At 52.3% G+C, this 19,345-nt stretch carries 16 protein-coding genes; 6 read left to right on the top strand and 10 right to left on the bottom strand.

Annotated features, from left to right (window positions below; translation table 11 throughout):
- Together ACEW8P_RS02055 and ACEW8P_RS02050 are read left to right on the top strand one after the other, a co-directional pair.
- A partial coding sequence (locus ACEW8P_RS02055; protein WP_373511450.1) for a putative Ig domain-containing protein occupies positions 1 to 2,944 on the top strand: 2,944 nt, incomplete at its 5' end.
- 64 nt (positions 2,945 to 3,008) lie between these two features.
- Complete coding sequence (locus ACEW8P_RS02050; RefSeq protein WP_373511449.1) at positions 3,009 to 4,205, top strand: sorbosone dehydrogenase family protein; 1,197 nt, start codon at positions 3,009 to 3,011, stop codon at positions 4,203 to 4,205.
- A gap of 81 nt (positions 4,206 to 4,286) precedes the next feature.
- Here ACEW8P_RS02050 and ACEW8P_RS02045 read toward each other — a convergent pair whose 3' ends face one another.
- The gene (locus ACEW8P_RS02045; protein WP_373511448.1) at positions 4,287 to 4,988 is read right to left on the bottom strand and encodes a DUF1080 domain-containing protein; all 702 of its coding nucleotides are present in this window, start codon (positions 4,986 to 4,988) and stop codon (positions 4,287 to 4,289) included.
- A gap of 224 nt (positions 4,989 to 5,212) precedes the next feature.
- Between ACEW8P_RS02045 and ACEW8P_RS02040 the strand changes: the two genes are divergently transcribed.
- A complete protein-coding gene (locus ACEW8P_RS02040; RefSeq protein WP_373511447.1) occupies positions 5,213 to 7,279 on the top strand; it encodes a sialate O-acetylesterase in 2,067 nt (688 codons plus the stop codon).
- A gap of 212 nt (positions 7,280 to 7,491) precedes the next feature.
- Positions 7,492 to 8,097 (top strand): YMGG-like glycine zipper-containing protein, encoded by a 606-nt coding sequence (locus ACEW8P_RS02035; protein ID WP_373511446.1) that lies wholly within the window; start codon positions 7,492 to 7,494, stop codon positions 8,095 to 8,097.
- Positions 8,098 to 8,174: 77 nt separating this feature from the next.
- On the opposite strand, the gene ACEW8P_RS02030 is transcribed toward ACEW8P_RS02035, so the two are convergent.
- The 3 genes from ACEW8P_RS02030 to ACEW8P_RS02020 all read right to left on the bottom strand — a co-directional run bounded on the left by ACEW8P_RS02030 (position 8,175) and on the right by ACEW8P_RS02020 (position 10,524).
- Positions 8,175 to 9,221 carry a hypothetical protein gene (locus tag ACEW8P_RS02030; protein WP_373511445.1) on the bottom strand — a complete coding sequence of 349 codons (1,047 nt, stop codon included), beginning with the start codon at positions 9,219 to 9,221 and terminating at the stop codon, positions 8,175 to 8,177.
- Positions 9,199 to 9,804, bottom strand: a complete 606-nt coding sequence (locus ACEW8P_RS02025) for a hypothetical protein (RefSeq protein WP_373511444.1) — start codon at positions 9,802 to 9,804, stop codon at positions 9,199 to 9,201. Before ACEW8P_RS02025 ends, ACEW8P_RS02030 begins: the two co-directional genes overlap by 23 nt.
- A gap of 162 nt (positions 9,805 to 9,966) precedes the next feature.
- Positions 9,967 to 10,524 (bottom strand): RNA polymerase sigma factor, encoded by a 558-nt coding sequence (locus ACEW8P_RS02020; protein WP_373511443.1) that lies wholly within the window; start codon positions 10,522 to 10,524, stop codon positions 9,967 to 9,969.
- A 305-nt stretch (positions 10,525 to 10,829) separates the two neighbouring features.
- Between ACEW8P_RS02020 and ACEW8P_RS02015 the strand changes: the two genes are divergently transcribed.
- On the top strand, positions 10,830 to 12,056 hold the full coding sequence (locus ACEW8P_RS02015; RefSeq protein WP_373511442.1) for a 4-hydroxy-3-methylbut-2-enyl diphosphate reductase: 1,227 nt from the start codon (positions 10,830 to 10,832) through the stop codon (positions 12,054 to 12,056).
- A gap of 9 nt (positions 12,057 to 12,065) precedes the next feature.
- On the opposite strand, the gene ACEW8P_RS02010 is transcribed toward ACEW8P_RS02015, so the two are convergent.
- The 3 genes from ACEW8P_RS02010 to ACEW8P_RS02000 all read right to left on the bottom strand — a co-directional run bounded on the left by ACEW8P_RS02010 (position 12,066) and on the right by ACEW8P_RS02000 (position 14,536).
- Positions 12,066 to 12,602, bottom strand: a complete 537-nt coding sequence (locus ACEW8P_RS02010; RefSeq protein ID WP_373511441.1) for a DinB family protein — start codon at positions 12,600 to 12,602, stop codon at positions 12,066 to 12,068.
- Positions 12,603 to 12,682: 80 nt separating this feature from the next.
- On the bottom strand, positions 12,683 to 14,272 hold the full coding sequence (locus tag ACEW8P_RS02005; protein WP_373511440.1) for a glycoside hydrolase family 10 protein: 1,590 nt from the start codon (positions 14,270 to 14,272) through the stop codon (positions 12,683 to 12,685).
- A gap of 105 nt (positions 14,273 to 14,377) precedes the next feature.
- Positions 14,378 to 14,536, bottom strand: coding sequence for a DUF2256 domain-containing protein (locus ACEW8P_RS02000; protein ID WP_373511439.1), 159 nt, complete (start codon positions 14,534 to 14,536; stop codon positions 14,378 to 14,380).
- A gap of 91 nt (positions 14,537 to 14,627) precedes the next feature.
- On the opposite strand from ACEW8P_RS02000, the gene ACEW8P_RS01995 reads away from it, so the two are divergent.
- Positions 14,628 to 16,442, top strand: coding sequence for a glycogen synthase (locus ACEW8P_RS01995; protein WP_373511438.1), 1,815 nt, complete (start codon positions 14,628 to 14,630; stop codon positions 16,440 to 16,442).
- A gap of 299 nt (positions 16,443 to 16,741) precedes the next feature.
- Here the strand turns inward: ACEW8P_RS01995 and ACEW8P_RS01990 are convergent, their stop codons facing one another.
- From ACEW8P_RS01990 to ACEW8P_RS01980, 3 genes are all read right to left on the bottom strand, one after another.
- Positions 16,742 to 17,293: an N-acetyltransferase family protein gene (locus ACEW8P_RS01990; RefSeq protein WP_373511437.1), complete on the bottom strand. Its 552-nt coding sequence runs from the start codon at positions 17,291 to 17,293 to the stop codon at positions 16,742 to 16,744.
- A gap of 86 nt (positions 17,294 to 17,379) precedes the next feature.
- Positions 17,380 to 18,678, bottom strand: a complete 1,299-nt coding sequence (locus ACEW8P_RS01985; protein WP_373511436.1) for an MFS transporter — start codon at positions 18,676 to 18,678, stop codon at positions 17,380 to 17,382.
- 92 nt (positions 18,679 to 18,770) lie between these two features.
- Entirely contained in the window at positions 18,771 to 19,283 is a 513-nt protein-coding gene (locus ACEW8P_RS01980; RefSeq protein WP_373511435.1) for a mechanosensitive ion channel domain-containing protein, read from the bottom strand.
- Between the last annotated feature and the right edge of the window lie 62 nt (positions 19,284 to 19,345).

The raw sequence follows: 19,345 nt of genomic DNA, 5'->3' as shown, positions 1-19,345 counted from the left end.
CAAGCTGACGGTTGCCCCGAAGGAGGGTGTGAACAAACCTCCCGTGGTCAGCCGGGCCATCCCCGACCAGCAGGGGCAGGTCGGCCAGGCCTTCGCCTACGAGATATCCAAGGGAACGTTCACCGACCCCGACGGCAGCATCGCGGGCATCACGGCCAAGGGCCTGCCCGATGGGGTGAAGCTCGAGGGCTGGAAGCTCGCGGGCATCCCAACGACCAGCGGCGCGTACGGCGTAACGGTCACGGCGCGCGACGACAAGGGGGCCGAAGTGTCCGCGCAGTTCAAATTCGAGGTAGCCCCAAAAGAAGTTCCGAACCAGTCGCCCGTGGTCAGCAGAAGCATACCCAATCAGCGCGGTAAGGTAGGGCAGTTCTTCGACTATGAAATCCTAAAAGAGACCTTCACCGACCCTGATGGTACCATCGCGGGCATCTCGGCCAAAGGTTTGCCTAGCGGCGTGAGTCTCAACGGATGGAAACTTGCGGGTACGCCCACAGTCACGGGCGAGTACGGCGTGACGGTCACGGCGCGCGACGACAAGGGCGCCGAGGTTTCGACCCAGTTCAAAATTTCCGTGGATGCCACCCCAACCGACAACGTATTTAGTCTTTTTCAAGCGGGAAACTTCCTGACTCGCCGCTTTCTACATTATATTGTGGACGGCGATACCCTTCGGGGCGATGACGCCAAGTTGATTGTCAACATTCTGGTGTCCCCCAAGGCGGGTAGTGTAGGCAGCTACGCTTTCAAGATGGAGGGCCCTTATTCAGTGGGTAGTACAGACAACCAGACTCCATATGGGGTGTTCGGCGACAATGGTGGCGTGGTGTTTGCGGCGGGTACTTACACCCTGAATGTGAAATCTTACGAGAAGGCTGATCTGAAAGGGGCACGGCTGAGCGACGAGACCATCCATTTCGTAGTGGTTGATGACATAGAGAATCAGAATCTCGTTCCTGTATTAGTCAAGCCGCCCGTGGAGCTGTTCGCTAGGGTCGGTACGCCTTTCGCCCATCGACTGCCGGACAGTACTTTTGTAGATCCCGATGGTATCATTACCGCCCTCGTGATTACAGCACTGCCGGACGGCCTGAAAGGCGATGGTACACTCATCACAGGTACGCCCACCAAACAGGGTGTATTTACGGCAAAGGTTCGGGTGACGGACAACGGCAACGGCGCGGCAGAGACGACGTTCAAATTCACTGTATCCGCAGACAACCTTCCACCTGTCGCTAACGGTAAAATTCCTGACCAGACAACCGAGGTCTATCAACGGTTCAGCTACACGATACCAGAAAAAGTATTCACTGACCCTGACGGAACCATTTCATCTGTCACTATTCAGGGACTACCAGAAGGGATGATCAATAGTGGCCGGACAATGTCGGGTATACCGACCAAAGTGGGTAAGTACCAATTGGTGGTTGTGGCCAAGGATAATGCTGGCGCGATTGCGCAACTTACTTTTAGTCTGACCGTATTGGACGGAAACCGCCCGCCGCTGGTAGCCAAGGCTATTAGCGATCAGGTGGCAGACAGTAACGCGGTGTATCGATTCGTGATTCCAGCAGGTACGTTCATCGATTTGGACGGGAAAATTGCCCGTCTGGAAATCTCTGGCTTGCCACCGCAACTCGTTGTGAATGGCGACACGATCAGCGGACGCCTGACGCAGGTGGGTGAATACGCCGTTGTTGTGAAGGCCTTCGACGATAAGGAGGCCTCGGCGCAACTAACCTTCCGACTTACGGTGCGGAGTAACCAAACTCCTCTGGTAGTTAGGGCAATAGATGACCAAGTAGCCGACAGCAACGCCGTGTACCGTTTCATAATTCCATCGGGTACTTTCATCGATACAGACGGAAAGATTGTCCGTCTAGAAATCTCAGGCCTACCCCCTGGCCTGAGCGCCAAAAGCGATACGATCAGCGGACGAGCGACCAAGGTCGGCGAGTTCTCCGTGACAGTGCGAGCCTTCGACGACAAGGGTGCTTCTGCCCAAGTTAGCTTTAAGCTGGCAGTGCGTGGGGGTAACATGCCACCAGTGGCCGATCCTGTACCTGACTTGATCGCGATCGTGGGCCAGATCTTCCGCTTCGATGTGAAGCAGTATTTTAAGGACTCCGATGGTGCCATTGCGTCAATTAGTTATGCCTCTGCTCTGCCGCCCGGTATTACGGCCAACGGCTCACTGCTGGCCGGCAACCCTGCCGCCGCCGGGGATTATCCTGTGAAGGCGGTAGCCAAAGACGATAAAGGCGCGTCGGTCACGGTAGAGTTTACGATACGGGTACAGCGGCCCGAACTACACGTCATTTTGTACGAGTCCGGGCAACAGCCAAAGAGGCTTCGGGAAATCGCCAATGCCGACATTATCCCCCTGAGTACCCTGCCCACCAGTATTGACCTTTTTGTGGAAAGTAATGCTAACGTCAACTCGATGACTTTTGAGCTGACGGGCCCGACCAGCAAGACAAGTACCGACGAGGCGGCTCCATTTGGCCTGTACGGCAACGGAACTGGTTTCGAGCCTCAAGTTGGTACTTACAAGTTGAAAGTGACCGCCTACCGCAACAACACCATGGTAACCAGCCGGTCTATTCAGTTTGACATTATCAAAGCTAACAATGTTCCGGTGCGACTGGGCGTGGAAGAGCACGAAGTTTTTCCGACGACAGAACCGTGGAAGGCTTATCCTAATCCTTTCGTAAATAATGTCAAGGTGCAGATGAGTGAAGGTATTATTGCCAAAACCGTAGAAGTGCTGTCTGTAGAGGGACGGAGCACGCTGCTCGATCACTCGAAATGGCGCATGGAGCGTTCACTGCTGGAAGTGAATCTAACAGAGGAAGCTGCCCGGCCGGGGATCTACCTGCTGAGGATTACAGCACAGGGGGGCGAGGCCCGCACATTGCGAATAATGAAAGCAGTTGGAAAATAAGAAGGCGGCTCGATAGAACACTTGGCCCAGTCTGTTCGTTGTGAAAAGAAAAAACACAACGAACATGACACTTTCCATTCATAAACTACTGGCCTGGTCGGCCTTATTCTTATTCGTAGCCTGTGGTAATGGCCAGGACGACGGATCAGGCAATCCCGTAACCCCGGCACCTTCCGGGGCAGTTAGCTACAAAATAACAGAGGCTTTCCCGGATCTTAAATTTGATGACCCGGTCGAACTCGTCAACGCCGCCGACGGCAGCAACCGCCTTTTCGTGGTGGAGCAGCCGGGAACGATTCGTTTTTTCGACGCTACGAAAAAGCCTGCTACGGCCACGCTTTTTCTCGATATAAAAAATAAAGTAAAGAGTGGCGGTGAGATGGGACTGCTGGGTCTGGCGTTTCATCCCAATTTTAAGAGCAACGGCTATATCTACGTCAACTACACCCGCGATAATCCCCGCGAATCGGTAGTGGCTCGCTACAAAGTGAGCAACCCGGCCACGGGTGCCGCCGATTCCGCCACCGAAACGATTCTGCTCACGTACGCCCAGCCTTACTCCAATCACAACGGCGGCGCGGTACACTTCGGCCCGGATGGCTACCTGTACGTTTCGACGGGCGACGGCGGCAGCGGCGGCGATCCAAAGAACAATGCGCAGGATAAAACCAGTCTGCTGGGAAAGATTTTGCGGCTCGATGTCAACGCCACCGGAAAGGGCAACTATGGCATTCCTGCGGACAACCCATTCGCTGGCAACAAAGAGGGTACGCGGGAGGAAATCTACGCCTACGGCCTGCGCAATCCCTGGCGGATGAGTTTCGACCCGACCACGAAAAAATTATGGACGGGCGATGTAGGCCAGAACCAGATCGAAGAAATCGACATCATTGAAAAGGGCGGCAATTACGGCTGGCGGTTGAAGGAAGCCGACGACTGCTTTAACCCCAAAAACAACTGTCAGGAGCCTGGATTGATCGACCCCGTCTGGGATTATACCCACGCCAAAGGCGATATCTCCATTACGGGTGGCTACGTCTATCGCGGTACCAAACTACCTGGCCTGGCCGGAAAATACGTGTACGGCGACTACGCCAGTGGCCGCATCTGGGCCCTGGAAGTCCCATCAAGCGGGACAGCCAAGAATGATCTGTTGATAGATAAATCTGCCTCGATCTCAGCCTTTGGCGTGGACGAACAGAATGAGTTGTATTTCTTCGATTATAGCGGAGGAAAAATCCTGACCCTCATCGCACAGTAGGGCCGGGCAGGCATACCTGAGAGCCTGTGTGTTCACCCGATTTGAGTCACACGAATTCGACTATCGGGTAGGACACGTAAGTTAGTTCGATAGCGTCTTGATTGGCGTCAACTGTACTTTCCGAAACTCCACCTCTGAGCCTTCCGATTGCAGAGCGATGTGCCCGCTATGGGCCGTGGCATCGTAACCGTAGTTGACGAAGTCGCCGTTCATCCACACCTTTATAGAATTTCCCAAGCACTCGATGGTGAGTTTGTTCCACTCGCCGACAGGCATTTCCGAACCGTCGGTAAGGTTAGGAATGCGGCGAAGCTTGTCGCCGTTGACGCCCCATTTTTCCTTTGGTCCCCGGCGCTTTTCCATGTCCGGTACTACAATGTCTTCCTGAATACACCAAAAATCGCCCCCATTGGTATGCATCATCTGTATCTCGATCGACTTGGGGAACATATCGTAAAGCGCGCGTGGCGTCGATACGAACACTAGCGCCCCGCAGTTGCCGGGCTTTCCGGCAAAGCGGTATTCCAATTCTAAACGGAAATTTTGGTAAGTACCATCGGTGATAAGGTGCCCACCGGGCGTTCCGAGGCTAACCAGCATTTTGTTACGAACCACGAAAGGCATCCGGGCATTGGTGCTGTCCATGGCGGGGATGTCGGCGTGCCAACCGCGTAAGTCTTTACCGTTGAACAGACTTTTGCTGTCGGGTTGCGCGCGCGTACAGGCGATCAGGTTACTCAGGGCAACCACAGCTAGCCCAAGGCGAAAAAATGTTATTTTCATAAGGGAATATTTTTCAGATAAGAACATTACCCTACCCAACTACTTGGCCCGTTCGGTGTCTGCCGGGATATTGTTAAAAAAAGGCAAAAACAACTTACCTCCCAGTAAGTTAGATTTACGTTGAGTGAAGGTAATATTAGTACTTTTGTGTCCTTTTTTTAGTATGAGGGGTCATCAAAACTACCCGATTGGTTGATTGAGCGCAGAACAAAGGGAGCATTCGCATGGGAAAATACGCCTATATAAGCTGGTTGAGCATTGTACTCGTACTGGGAATTGGCAGAGAGCTGCGGGCGCAGAAGTTTGGCCTGGCTACCTTCAATCAACTTCCCCGTGACTTTCAGCTTTATGCCCGTGACGATAGCAATCAAGCCGTTGTCCCCATTTCTGGGGTAGTCAGTACGCTGGGTTATCGCTCCATTTCAGTTGTAGCTTATAGAAATAAACAGCCCTCGGGCTACTTCCGCAGTCCGCTGACTTACGCTGGAAAGGACAGCGTGGCCCGCTTTGCTTTCAAACCAAAAATCAAAGCTGAGCTGGCTGACTATGACTTCGCGGTGTACGTCCGCCGGGACTCGACGGACTCCACGCTGGTAGTACGCCGGGACGACATCGTGGCTGGGGATTTTTACGTGTTCAATGGCCAATCGAACGCTATCTCCGCCGGACTGGATACCAGGGAACTAAATTTTTCGAGCAAATACTGCCGAACGCTGGCCCAGATCCCCGATAGTGGCCCGGAGTATTACGCCGAAGATACCCTTTGGGTCAAGTCGCAGCACTCCTGGCCCTCGGTGGGCATATGGGGGTTCGACTTGCAAAGACGAATTCTGGAAACGTACAAAATCCCGACCTGCGTCATCAAAGGGGCGTTTCCTGGCACGGGCATTCAGAAGCACATTCAGCGCGATGGTAGTCCGATTCATACTATCTACGACTTACTCCGGCTCCGGGTACAAAAATCGGGTGCCGTACGCATTCGTGCGTTTTTCTGGTTGCAGGGCGAGGAAGATGTACTGGCCGAAATCCCGAACTACGTCCAGAAATTCGATACGCTGTACCATTACTGGCAGCAGGACTACCCAATGGTAGACACTTTTGTGGTGATGCAAATAAATTTGCTCACAAACCCTAATCCACAAGCGGGCGTAATCCGCGATTTTCAGCGGCGCATTCCGGCTCTTTACCCTAAAACAACCCACTTTGCTACCGTGGGATTGCTCGGTTATAATGGAATCCATTACAGCTTGGCGGGTTATGTGGAATTGGCCCGTCAGACGTTTCGCTTCATCTCGCCTGCCGTATATGGTGCCCCGTACGATCCCAATAACGGTAATCCCGACATCCGAAAGGTATTTTACACCTCGGTTCGAAAGGACACCATCGTGCTGGAATTCGACAAAGGGCAAGAAATGAGGTGGCCATCGGACACCGTCGTGACGAACAAAAAGGGGAAATCCGTAAAGCTGCGGGGACATGACCAGTTTTTTTTCGATCAGAAAGATTCCATCCCAGCCCCTATTGCGGCGTACGAAATTGCGGGCAACCGGATTACCCTAATATTGGACTCTTCGGCAACTGCACATGAGCTGAATTACCTACCCTCTTTTGTAGATAGTACAACAGCGATCGTTTTTCCTGGCCCCCATCTGCGCAACAAGTACGGCCTGGCGGCTTTTTCCTTTCACGGGGTAGCCATTAATGACGTGCTGGTTATCGAAAAATTCAAGAAGGACACCCTGCAAGAGGAAGCGGAAAAGACTATCAAGATCAGCTGGCAGCCGATCAAAGAAGATACTGTTCGCTACGTTTTGGAAAGAAAAAAGGAACTGGAGCGTACTTTCAGCCCGAGTGGTCGCTACGATGGCAAATCCCCGTGCTTTTTGGACGAAGGGTTGGAGCCGCACACGCGTTATACCTATCGTCTGCGGGCGGTGAGTTCCCGATCGGAGTCACCCTTTATAGAGCTGACGGTAACTACCGATCCGGTAGTTGTGAAAGACACCATTGCTAAAGAAGAAAACATAGTGCTCTCTCTGAATCCCGCTGTACAAGAATTCTGGATCGCTTACCCTAACCCCAGCCGCGGCTTTCTCACCGTTTCCTTCGCCCAAGCCGCGACTGGCCTACTTCAACTTTGTGACTTGAAAGGCTCTTTCATCAGAAACCAAGCCGTGGTTCGAGTCAATCAGGTAGTTCTATCAGTGCAGGGACTGGCTGCGGGCAGGTACATTCTCCAATTCAGGGATGAACAGGGTGCGCAATCCTCCCGTTCGATCCTCGTCGAGTGATTTGTGTAGGGCAATTTCGGCAAATGCTGGCAAGTTCAGGATTTGCAAACAAATGTTAATCCTATACCTATTTTCTAGACAAGCTTAAACTCCTTCGTGGCGGGGCCTTCTAACCTGCGTACTTTTCATAAACGCTTTGAGAAGGCACTATTTTTCACCAGCTCTATCATTTTTTTTATTTAAAGACGAAAGAGCCAAACCTGAAAACAACCATGAAAAAGCTAATTGGAATTGCCCTAATCGCCAGCACCCTGTACTCCTGCGGCGGCATTGACAACCAGAAATCAGAAAACCAAAGCAACGCCGCGTTACAGATTGAACTCGCGCAAGCCAAGCAGGAGAACGAAATCCTGAAATTGCGGCATGAATTAGGAATGCTCAAGGCAGAGCAGGAAACCGCCGATCCCGCGCGGGTGGCCGCTCTCGAAAACAGCAACGCTCGCTATGCCTACTTCGGCAACACTCTGCCAACCGATACGCGCCACACCCAGCAAGTCGATAACGAGTGGACGGAAAACGAAGCGAAATCCACGGATGCATACAAATCAGGAAACAAAGCGCCAACCGCTGAGACTAAGCCAGCCGCCGAAGTGAAGAAAAAAGGCATGAGTACGCCCGTGAAAGGGGCTTTGATCGGCGCTGGTGTAGGAGCCGCAACGGGAGCGATCGTTGCCAAAAATAACCGTGTAAAAGGAGCTGTGATCGGAGCGGTCGTTGGAGCCGGTGCGGGAGCTGGCACGGGTGTCATCATCGACAAGAGAAAAGAGAAGAAAGCCGAGAGCACGCCTTACTTTGCGTCCAATACTTTTCTGAGATAAATGAGGTTAAAAAAAGAGCGCGGCGCGACAGGGTTTCCCCTTCGCGCCGCGCTCTTTTTGGTGTTAAAAGGCCTAAATCAGTCTTTCAATCGCACATCCCCGTAGCGCGACACGACTTTAATAACCGTTCCGTGACCTGATCCGACGGTACCTGAGTACTGTTTAGTATCGCGGTAAGTATTTGTCTTCGCGGGTTGGTTGGTGTAAATGACCTTGGCATCGTCGGGCAGAAGAAAGTTGCCGTTGGTCACTGTTACGTCGAATTGATTGGACTCAGCGGGAAGTACCACCGAGGAGTATGAAGCCCGAATGTTTACATTTCCGGCGGTAGTGGAGAGTCGGTTGACGTGGAAGTTTCCCGAGTAGCTGAGGTTGACCTTGCAGGATTGCTGCACGTTGCCAATGGCGGCATATTCCGAATAGTCGATGTCGGCTTCCAGGATTTTCACCTCGCCGATTTTCAGCTTTCCGCCCTTGTAGTCCAGCACCAGCGACTGCACCTTGGCCAGATCGAGGTTACTGTACCTGACTTCCATCTTGCCGCCGTCCATATTGCCGATTTTGGCTGTGCCGTACAAGACTTCGATCAGATTACTGGCATTTTCCAGATCGTCCGCCGAGAAATGGCCGTTTCGGGAGTGTACCTGCAGCGGAGCCTGAAAGGCGGGAATATCGGTATTGCCGAATTTATTCCTGACAATAAGCGGGTTGTATTTTGGCATATTGATCGTGTAGTCGATCTGGATGGAATTCTTCTCGCCAGGTCGGCTGCGCCAGGCGTTCCAATTGCTCTTGCCAAACTGATCGCGGTCAATTTCCGTCTTTAGACTGATGAGGTTTCCTTCCCGCCTCTCTTCGATATCGACAGCCCGGAGGTAGTCTTCGGCGCGTTGGCCGGTCGGGGCATTGGCGGTGATCGTTATCTGTACCCGAACATCGGTCCGGTCCCAAAGGTTGACTTTCACCTGTCCATATTGGTTATCTACAGATAGACGGTCGTTTCGTTCAACAGTGAAGGTTTTTATCACCGTCCGTTTTTTCTCGATGAGTTGGTTCTCCTCCGCTTGAGCAACCCACGCGACGAGTACCAATAGCAAGGTACTATATAATGGCTTTATTTTCATGGCGTTCGTTAGCCTGTTTGATGCGTTGTAAAATGGTCAGTTGTTGGTTCAGCAGGTCGATCTGCCATTGTAGGTTTTGGATCATTGCCTGCACGAGAGCTTCCTGATTGGGGGCTTTGTTGAGTTCTGAGCGCAGATTACCGTAGCTTTTTTCAAGGCGGTCGAGGTCAGTTGAGAACTCCCCGTATAGGTCCGGGTTATCGGTCGTCAGCTTGATCAGTTCGCGGCGTTTCTGTTCGATGGCGTCGTTGTATTGCGCGAACTCGCGGGCGTAGGTAGGTACATTCAGAGCCACCTGCGGGTCACGGGTCACGCCGTACTCTTTGTTGAGGTAAACTAAATATGATACACACAAGGCCAGCAGCAGTCCCGCTGCCACCCGCCAGTCGAAATATGCCCGGCCCCAATTTCGAAAACGGGGAGGCGTTTTGGCAGGAGCCGCCACCACCTCGGGTTCTGTATCACCCAATTGGAGATCGATGCGTCTCCATAGCGAATCGTCAGGTTCCAACCGATCGAAATCCTCCCTATTGTCGCGCACAAACCGCTCCAATCGGTCTTTTTTATCCGAAGACTTTTTCATTGTTTCTTCTGGGTTGAATGTAAATTTTGGGTCAAATTATTGATTTGTTTAGGGGTTTAGTCGTTTAGTGTTTAGGCAGGAGAACTTTACTTGTAACTAGGCATTTCCACTTTGTGGCTTTGTGGCTTAGTGGCTTAGTGGCTTAGTGGCTTTGTCACTCTCTTACCTCATCATCTCCACTAACTTCCTCTTAGCCCGCAGATATTGCGTTCGGGAAGTTACCTCGCTGATGCCCAACACTTCGCCGATCTCCTCGTGATCGTAGCCTTCGAAGAGATAAAGCGTCATCACAATGCGGTAGCCTTCGGGGAGTTGCTGCATATTACGGCGAATGCGCTCAACTTCGTACTCGGTTTCCTCGTGCCAGTCGATACTTTCCTCCGCTGAAAAAGAGTCTTCGTTGGCCGCTTGCCACTCACTGATTTCGACCCACTTCATTTTGCGGCTACGCAGTTGGTTGATAGCCTTATTGACCACTATTTGCTTCAGCCAAGCCCCGAATGTAGACTGCTGCCGAAACTGTCCGATGTGCGTGAAAGCGTCCACAAAAGCCTCCTGTAACGTGTCCTCCGCCTCTCCCGCGTGGTCAAGCATCCGCATGCACACATTAAACATCGCCTTGGAATACTGCTTATACAACTCATACTGAGCCTGACGCTCGCCAAGTTTGCAGCGTTCCACCAGTTCGACGTGTCGGTCGGTGTACAATTTAGTTTCCAAGCTTAGTTGAGGGAGAGTTTAGGTTCGAAAATTGAAACTGGCCGTATGTCAGTATTTCAATCATTCATTCTTCACCGTCCACTGTCTGATTTTTGAACGTTCTGGGATAAAGAGTGCTGAGCGGGGCGCGATGTTGCATGGCGGATGTATTTTTTTGTAAAAATAGGCTCTTATTTTCTCAAGCGAACAAAGCTCAGAAGGCCGTTGTTGTTTTCAAAGTCAATGTATATTTGTCAGCAAACTGCTACATTGATGCTGAAAAACGTGAGGGAGACACTCTCCACTTTCAACTTTCCACCAAATAAATGAAAACTTTCGACATCCCCAGTTTCTACCGAAGCAGCATCATCACGCCCATTAAAGAATCCCGCCGGAAGGCAGATAAGCTGAAGCGCGACTTCAAACCCACGGTTCTGGACTTTGGCCCCGTGCGCTTCCTGATTGCGCGGCACTTCGGGTTTTGCTACGGGGTAGAAAACGCCATTGAAATCGCCTACAAGGCTATCTCGGAAAACAAGGGCAAGCGCATTTTCCTGCTCAGCGAAATGATTCATAACCCGGATGTCAACCGTGACCTGCAGGAGCGAGGCGTACGATTCATCATGGACACCAAAGGCAACCAACTCATTCCCTGGGTCGAACTTACGCCCGATGATGTGGTAGTGGTTCCCGCCTTCGGCACGACAGTGGAGATTCAGGCGCAGCTTTCGGCTATCGGCATCGACGCCTACCAGTACGATACGACCTGTCCGTTTGTGGAGAAAGTCTGGAACCGGGCGGCTCAGATCGGTGAGAAGCACTATACCGTCGTCGTCCATGGCAAACCGATGCACGAAGAAACTCGTGCCACCTTCTCGCACAGCCAGCAGGGTACGCCCACGGTGGTCGTCAAAAACATGGAACAGGCGCAGCGACTAGCCACCTACATCACGGCTGAAAGTGCCGCCGAGGCTTTTTACAGAGAATTTGCTGGCCAGTACTCCGAAGGCTTCGACCCGGCTCGCGACCTACAGCGCATCGGTGTGGTGAACCAAACTACCATGCTGGCCTCCGACACGCAGGGCATCGCCGACTATCTGAAACAGGTGATGATTCGTCACTATCAGCTAGCCCCGGCCGAAGTGGACGAACGCTTCGCCAATACCCGCGACACGCTTTGCTACGCCACCAACGACAACCAGGACGCCACCTACGCCTTGCTCACGCAGCCGGCGGATTTGGCTATCGTGGCGGGCGGCTACAACAGTTCTAACACCTCGCACCTCGTGGAGCTTTGTGAGAGCAAACTACCGACCTACTATATCACATCGGCCGATAAAATTTTGAACAAAACCCTGATTCGGCATTTTGATTTACACCAAAAGGAAGAGGTGACGACGGAAAACTACCTGCCGGAGAAAGTACCCGCTACTATTCTGCTCACTTGCGGAGCGTCTTGTCCCGACGCGGTAGTGGAGGGGATTCTAACGCGAATTTTGTCTTTCTATGGAGATACGCGGTCTGTTGAGGAGGTGATGGCGGCGTTTCGGTAGCTGCGTGCTTCACACCGTTGCAATTCCCAGCCACGCTTCCCGCTCATGCCGTTGCCGAATGTGGTGCCGGGCGTGGATTTCCAGCCCTTGCAGCCACTCGGTGGCGTTCAGCCAGCCGAACACATAGTGCTGGGTTTTGTAGCTGCCATCATCCTGTGCCAATGCTTCGGCCCAATCCAAGCCTTCCCGTAGCGTTTGGGCGTAGAGAACTCTGTACGCTTCCCGATCCTGGGCGACGGGTTCGGGGCTGTTCGGGGCGGCGGGGCGTTTGACTTTGATTGGGGGAAAGCTGTTGTGCTGATGAACGTTTTGTCCGGCGGCGGTCATTTCGCCGCCTTCCTGCCCTTTTCTTTTTTCCAGGCAACGCTTCACGTTAGCCAGGAAAAAGTAGGTGTTGGCTTCGTAAAGATGCTGGTACATCTGCCCGAGCGACCACTCTGCCTCGTCAGGTTTGGCGACAAATTGTTCATCGGAATAGCGATCCAGGGCGTCGAGGTACGACTGCATGGTTTCGGTGAAGGCTTGTTTGAGTTCGGGTTTATTCATTTTTGATTGAAGGGTTAAGGTGGGGCCATTACGCCGCAGCGTATGACGCTCCTCGGGCCACATCTGAACGAGTAACGGCCCTAGTTTTCCAATGCTTCTACATCGAATCGTTGTAGGCGGTTTTCCTGGATCAAAATCCGTAGTGGACCGATGGGACGGCCCTCATTGTGAAGGCGATCCACGGCGGTGACGTAATATAGGTATTTCTTTTCGGCCACGGCGGTGCGGTCGGTGAAGTGGGTACCTTCGTAACACATTCCCACGATGCGGCGCGGGTCAATGGCCGAAGGCTTCTCGCCTTCTTCAAACCGATAGACCACATAGTAGGTAGCCGAATCGCCGTCGGCGGCGAGCGGCGGGGCTTCCCAGAACAGGTTGAGGCCCGCTCTTTGCAGCGTAGCTCCGAATTTTTGCGGACTGAGGGGCAGCACGCTATCTTTCCAGGGCATGGAAGGAATCAAGGCTGGGTACTTGTAAAATTCATTTCGGAGCGAATCTGCGAAACCCAGTGAGTTGCGGCGCAGCGAGCGAGAACTGAAAAAGATGCTGCCATCTGCCCCATCTCGGCGCAGATGCCGTACCTGATCGGGTATTTCGGACGAGTTGCGCCAATGGATATCTTTGTCCTCAAAACCCACGCGGTAGGCCGCCTGGCCTACGTAAAAATGCCGATCGAAGCTATTTTCGGCCCACCAATCCACCAGATTTTTGAAAGGCACTTTGGCAAAACCTGCCGAAAAATAAACCTGCGGGGCAACGTAGTCGATCCAGCCTTCCTGCAACCATTTGCGCGTATCGGCAAAAAGGTGATCGTAGGAGGTCAATCCGCCTGTGGTGTTGGAGCCGCTGGCGTCGTCGCGGTGGTTGCGCCACACGCCGAACGGGCTGATGCCGAATTTGAGGCGCGGCTTCACCACATCCAGAGAATCGTGAATCTGCTTGATAAGTAAGTCCACATTGTGCCGTCGCCAGTCGTTTTTATTGGCAAAATTCTGACCGTACTTTTTGAAGGTCGCGTCGTCGCGTAAGGTTTGGCCAGCTACGGCATAGGGATAAAAGTAGTCGTCGAAATGAATGCCGTCGATGTCGTAGTTGCGGGCTACATTGACCGTCATCTCGGTGATAAACTGTCGCACCTCGGGTAGTCCAAAATTGAAAAGCTTGGCTCCGTCGTAATCCAGAACCCAGGTAGGTTGGGTGCGGCTGAGGTTCTGGGAAGATACGCTCCTGGACGAGCGATGTACCAGTCGGTTAAGGTTGAGCCAGGCATGGAACTCCATCCCTCGGCGGTGTGACTCCCGCACCATAAAGTCTAGGGGATCATAAAACGGCACGGGTGCGCGGCCCTGCTCGCCCGTGAGCCATTCCGACCACGGCTCACGGCTCTTGGCGTAAAAGGCGTCGCCCGCCGCCCGCACTTGCACGAATAAAGCATTCATGCCAACTCCTTTGTGGAATTCCAGCAGTTCAATAAACTCCGCACGTTGGCGATCGGGCGTGAGGTTTTTCTGGCTTGGCCAATCGATATTGTCCACTGTGGCTACCCACACCGCCCGGAATTCCCGCTTGGGTGGGCGAATGATTTCAGTAATTTCGGACTGCGCCCGGCAGGCAGTAAGGCCAAAGTATAAGAAGAAAGGGGATAGAAGTCCGAAACCAATTTTTTTCACGCCAGCAGTCACACGTCGTTTATTGAATCGTCAAAGTAACGGATTTTGGAGCAATTCTGGTTGGCTGATTTTTTCTCTTTCTCTTTCTCAGATAGCCACGGCAAACTATGGTTCGTTGTTTTTCAGTGACTTGCCCCGCTGCGAGCGGCAGCGGTCGCTACAATATTGGACCTCTTCCCAACTGCTTGCCCACTTCTTACGCCAAGTAAAAGGAAGTCCGCAGCTAAGGCATATCTTGGTCGGCAAGTCTGCTTTTTTTCGCATTTTCATGGTAAATAGTGGATTCTTTGTGATTTTAAAGGGGTATATAGTACCTTTCAACCCTAACCTCAACTTAGCTTAAACGTACTCCAGTTTGGAAAAGATAGTGAAGAAGCCAAAGAAAACAATCCTGTTCGAAACCGCTTGGGAAGTCTGCAACCAAGTTGGAGGCATATATACCGTCATTCGCACCAAAGTACCCGCGATGGTCGAGAAATGGGGCGAGGACTATTGTCTGCTCGGCCCCTATTTTCCCCATAGAGCATTGTCAGAGTTCGAACCGATTGAAGACCTTGACGATACGGCGGCGGGCCGGACTGTGGCCGCCATGCGCGAAATGGGCTATGGTGTTCAATACGGCTACTGGCTGGTAACGGGCAAACCACGCGTCATTTTGTTCGATGTGCTGGGTTCGATGGATCGCCTGGACGAGATAAAATACCGACTTTGGGAAGAACAGCGGATTGCGACCGTCGATACCGAAGATCTGGTAAACCAAACCATCGTTTTTGGCGATATGTTACGGATTTACCTAACGGAGTTTGCCGCCGAAAACGCCAAGAAGGCCGACATCGCCGTGCAGTTTCACGAGTGGATGGCCAGCAGCGGCGTACCCGCCCTGCGGAAAGGAAACGTTAAGATCGCCATCACTTTCACGACCCACGCCACTATGTTGGGCCGTTATCTTGCCCAAAACGTAGATGGTTTTTACAACAAACTACCTTTCTTCGATTGGGAACACGAAGCCCGACACTACGGCATCGTGACGCAGGCCGCATTTGAGCGACAAGCAGCCCAAAACGCCCATGTACTGACCACCGTGAGCGACGTCACCGCCCGAGAGTGTGAAGTGTTCCTGGGAAGAATACCAGACCTGGTCACGCCCAACGGCCTGAACGTAATGCGATTTCAAGCGTCGCATGAGTTCCAGAACCTGCACCTCAAATACAAAGAGAAAATTCACGAGTTCGTGTTGGGCCACTTCTTCCCCAGCTACTCTTTCGATCTTGACAATACGCTCTACCTTTTCACCTCGGGCCGCTATGAGTACAGCAATAAGGGTTACGATCTCACGCTGGAAGCTTTGGCGCGGCTCAATTGGCGGCTGATCCAGACGGGTTCGGAGATGACCGTTGTTATGTTCATCATCACCAAACAGCCCTATTATTCCATCAACTCCGACGTGCTGCACTCGCGGGCGGTGCTGGACGAGTTGCACGTAACTACCACCGCCATCGAGAAGCAGGTAGGTGAAAAACTTTTCCTCGCCACGGCCTCGGGCACCGATCACAAGATGCCCGATCTCAACCAATTCGTGGACGAGTATTGGCGGTTGCGGCTGCGGCGCACCATCCAATCCTGGAAAACGGACGAACTACCCGCCTTCGTTACCCACGATTTAAAGCAGGAAGACGGTATCACCGATTTCTGCCGTAAGGCCAACTTGGTCAACAACGAGCGCGACCGCGTCAAGATCGTATATCACCCCGATTTCGTGTCTTCGACTAACCCACTCTTCGGGCTGGACTACGGGCAGTTTGTGCGCGGCTGCCACCTTGGCGTTTTCCCCAGCTACTACGAACCCTGGGGCTACACGCCGCTGGAATGCGTCGTGCGCGGCGTGCCGACCGTCACCAGCGACCTCTCGGGCTTCGGCGACTACATCATGCAGATCATGCGCGACTACGAGAACCGGGGCATCTACGTTATCAACCGCAAGACACAGAACTACTCCCAGGCCGCCGACCAGATGGCGGACATTCTGTTCAAATTTGTAAAAATGAATCGCCGCGACCGCATCATGCAGCGCAACCGCGTGGAGAACATTTCGGACGTCTTCGACTGGACCAACCTGCGCTCGTACTACGACACGGCGCATGATCTGGCGCTGAAAAGGAAAAAGCCATAAGAAGGCGATCCCGAAAGAATTAACTGACTTGGTACTTACCCTTAAACACTCAATCGAATGGGAATCGGATTAATCATTTTGAGCATCATACTCATAAGCTGGTATGGCACAAGAGCTGTTAGAGAGAATCCAAACAGACCGAATTGGAGCAAAGCAATAAACGCCGTACTTTTTTGGCCTCTCTCCATATTCTTCACCAGATGGTCGGAATCAGAGGAAAAGCCTGATCCTTTCTTTTCGTGAAAATAAGGGTGCATGATTTGGCACCGAAGGGAAAGAAGTCGCAAAAAGAAATTTGGTCAAAAAGCCCACGCCAGTACCTGCCACGTGTCCACGTGGTCGATATGGGTGTGGATCGGCCGGAAGCCTACCCGCTCGTGCGCCCGCAGCGAACGCCCGTTACCCGCCGACACTTCGGTGATGAGTAAGTCAAAATTGGGGCGGTACAGTTCGCGGTGTTGCTCGTAAAGTCCGTCGAATAATCCCTGTCCCCGATGACTTTCCGCCACGCACACCTGTCCCATGACGTAATAATGACAGTCCGCCAGTTTCTTGTTTTGCCAGGAAATTTGTTCAAACAAGGCAAACATCGGCTGTAAGTCGGGAATGAGCGTGGCGGCATCTGGTAGCATGGCCAGAGCATAGGCCACTACTTTACCTTCGTCTTTGGCGATGATCTGCGGTGTCGCCTCGTGCATCTTGCTAAGTTCTTGCCAAGTATGGCGGACAGTTACGAAGCCTTGTTCCCGCTTGACAATGTCGGAAACAAGGCTTTTGTGATTCTGGGTTTGCAAATACAGGATTTGGTGCAGGTCATCGTCGGTACGGGCGGTAGTGAATTGTAGAGGCATGAGTGATAGAGTATTATTCTGGCCAAACACGAAAACTTTGGCCAAAATAATACAAAAAGCCGTTCAAACCCCTGCGTAGCGCGCCACTACCGCAACTCCGCCAGCGACAGCATTCGCGACTTCCGTGTGAGCAGATGAATGATGCCCCAGGCGATCAGGTAAGTAAATCCGCAAATCGTAAAAATGATGTTATACCCCCCGGCCAGGTTCCCGGCGGCTTTGTAGGTATCCAGCAAACTACCGATAAGAATCGGAAACAGAATCCCGCCGATGGCCCCGGCCATGCCGCCAATGCCCACGACGGAACTCACGGCTTGCTTGGGGAACATATCGGAAGGCAGCGTAAAGACGTTCGTGGCCCAAGCCTGGTGCAACGCCACGGCGAAGCTGATGAGGCCCACGACTACCCACACATTGTCGGCGAACTGGATCAAAATAACCGATAGTTCCAAAATCGCAAAAGCCAGCAGCACGGCTTTGCGGGCTTTGATGACGGGCCAACCGCGCTTGATGAGCTGCGACGAAAACCAGCCGCCACTGATGCTCCCGATGGTGGTGGCGGTATAGATAATCATCAGTTCCAGGCTGAACTTTTTCAAATCCAAATCAAACGTAGTCGCGAAATAAGACGGCAGCCAAAATAGAAAAAACCAGTATATCGGGTCGATCAGGCCTTTGCCAGTGATGTAGGCCCAGGTTTGGGGAAAAGTGAAAAGCTTCGTCCAGCTTACTTTTTCTTTTTCCTTGCTGCCTTTTTCTTCCGATTCTTGCCCGTCGATAATGTAGTTGTATTCTTCGGTGGTCAGCCGCTTTTGCTGGGCGGGAATGTCGTAAAAGATCAACCAGAAAATTAGCCACACGAAGCCCAGCGCACCCGTGATCCAGAAAACTTCCTGCCAGCCGTAATGGCTCAGAATCCAGGGTACCAGCAGCAGCGCCACGACCACACCCACACTGGTGCCGGCATTGAAAAGGCCAGTCGCCAGAGCGCGCTCCTTGTTGGGAAACCACTCGGCTACCGTCTTGACCGCCGCCGGGTAGTTCCCCGCCTCGCCTAATCCCAGCCCAACTCGCGCCAGCCCGAATCCAAAAGCCGACCGCGCTACGGCGTGCAGCATTCCGGCGATGCTCCAGAAAGTGATAGTGAGCGAGTACCCCAGCTTCGTCCCGACTTTGTCGATAAACCAGCCAAAAGAAACCAAACCGATAGCGTAAGCCGCCGTAAAGGCCATAACGATGCGGGCAAAATCGGTTTCCGTCCAGCTAAATTCAACTTCGAGAATTGGTTTTAGCAGGCCGATGATCTGGCGGTCGAGGTAGTTGATAGTCGTGGCCGTGAAGAGCAACGCCACGACGAGCCAGCGGTAGTTTTTGATTTTGCCCATGCGAGGGAGGAGGGTATAGGTAGTTTACATAGAGGAGTTCTCCTGTTAAGGGCATGGGGTTGGAAAATATACTTAGCTGACCGAGCCTGATTTCATCCCGACTCGTTAAAGGTTGAATTGCCAATTTCAACCATCTTCTGAAAGATCAACGAGTTAGGGATTGTTATTTCCATTTTCTCGTCGGTGGTGATCGAGATAAAAAATAATCCGATGTCACTGATGTCGCCACTGATATTGAATTCCTTGTCTATAACGTGAATGCGGTCGCCGACTTTGGCCGGATGATTGACAAACAGAATGATCCCGGCGGTGATATTCGACAATAGCGACCATTGGGCAAAAAGCGTGATACCCAGAATAGTGAGAAAGGAGCTGACAAACAGGAAAATCTCATTTTGGCCTACCGACCATATCGTCAGAATGAAGACCAGCGCCACGAGATAAAGAATGATGTCTTTGATTTTGTTGACCAGTTGGAACCGACGTTCCTGCAAGTCTAGATTCAGGTATATTTTTTTCAAAATTTGCCCCAAAATTCGTCTGACGATTACGACCGCCAGCACGACCAGGACAGTTTCCAGGATTTGGGTTTCGTGTAGATTCATAAATGACTCGCATTGGGTAGTTTCATGCCACTATGGCTTTGGGGCCGAAAGATAGCCACAGT

It is taken from the genome of Persicitalea sp. (assembly GCF_041751555.1).
Taxonomy (GTDB): domain Bacteria; phylum Bacteroidota; class Bacteroidia; order Cytophagales; family Spirosomataceae; genus Persicitalea.
The sequence above is the reverse complement of the archived record's forward strand: the minus strand, read 5'-3'. Positions and strand labels throughout refer to the sequence as shown.

Coding starts and splice junctions, on each gene's coding strand:
- ACEW8P_RS02050 (WP_373511449.1), top strand. CDS start 3,009: ATGACACTTTCCATTCATAAACTACTGGCCTGGTCGGCCTTATTCTTA.
- ACEW8P_RS02045 (WP_373511448.1), bottom strand. CDS start 4,988: ATGAAAATAACATTTTTTCGCCTTGGGCTAGCTGTGGTTGCCCTGAGT.
- ACEW8P_RS02035 (WP_373511446.1), top strand. CDS start 7,492: ATGAAAAAGCTAATTGGAATTGCCCTAATCGCCAGCACCCTGTACTCC.
- ACEW8P_RS02000 (WP_373511439.1), bottom strand. CDS start 14,536: ATGCGAAAAAAAGCAGACTTGCCGACCAAGATATGCCTTAGCTGCGGA.
- ACEW8P_RS02025 (WP_373511444.1), bottom strand. CDS start 9,804: ATGAAAAAGTCTTCGGATAAAAAAGACCGATTGGAGCGGTTTGTGCGC.
- ACEW8P_RS02040 (WP_373511447.1), top strand. CDS start 5,213: ATGGGAAAATACGCCTATATAAGCTGGTTGAGCATTGTACTCGTACTG.
- ACEW8P_RS02030 (WP_373511445.1), bottom strand. CDS start 9,221: ATGAAAATAAAGCCATTATATAGTACCTTGCTATTGGTACTCGTCGCG.
- ACEW8P_RS02010 (WP_373511441.1), bottom strand. CDS start 12,602: ATGAATAAACCCGAACTCAAACAAGCCTTCACCGAAACCATGCAGTCG.
- ACEW8P_RS01990 (WP_373511437.1), bottom strand. CDS start 17,293: ATGCCTCTACAATTCACTACCGCCCGTACCGACGATGACCTGCACCAA.
- ACEW8P_RS01985 (WP_373511436.1), bottom strand. CDS start 18,678: ATGGGCAAAATCAAAAACTACCGCTGGCTCGTCGTGGCGTTGCTCTTC.
- ACEW8P_RS01980 (WP_373511435.1), bottom strand. CDS start 19,283: ATGAATCTACACGAAACCCAAATCCTGGAAACTGTCCTGGTCGTGCTG.
- ACEW8P_RS02015 (WP_373511442.1), top strand. CDS start 10,830: ATGAAAACTTTCGACATCCCCAGTTTCTACCGAAGCAGCATCATCACG.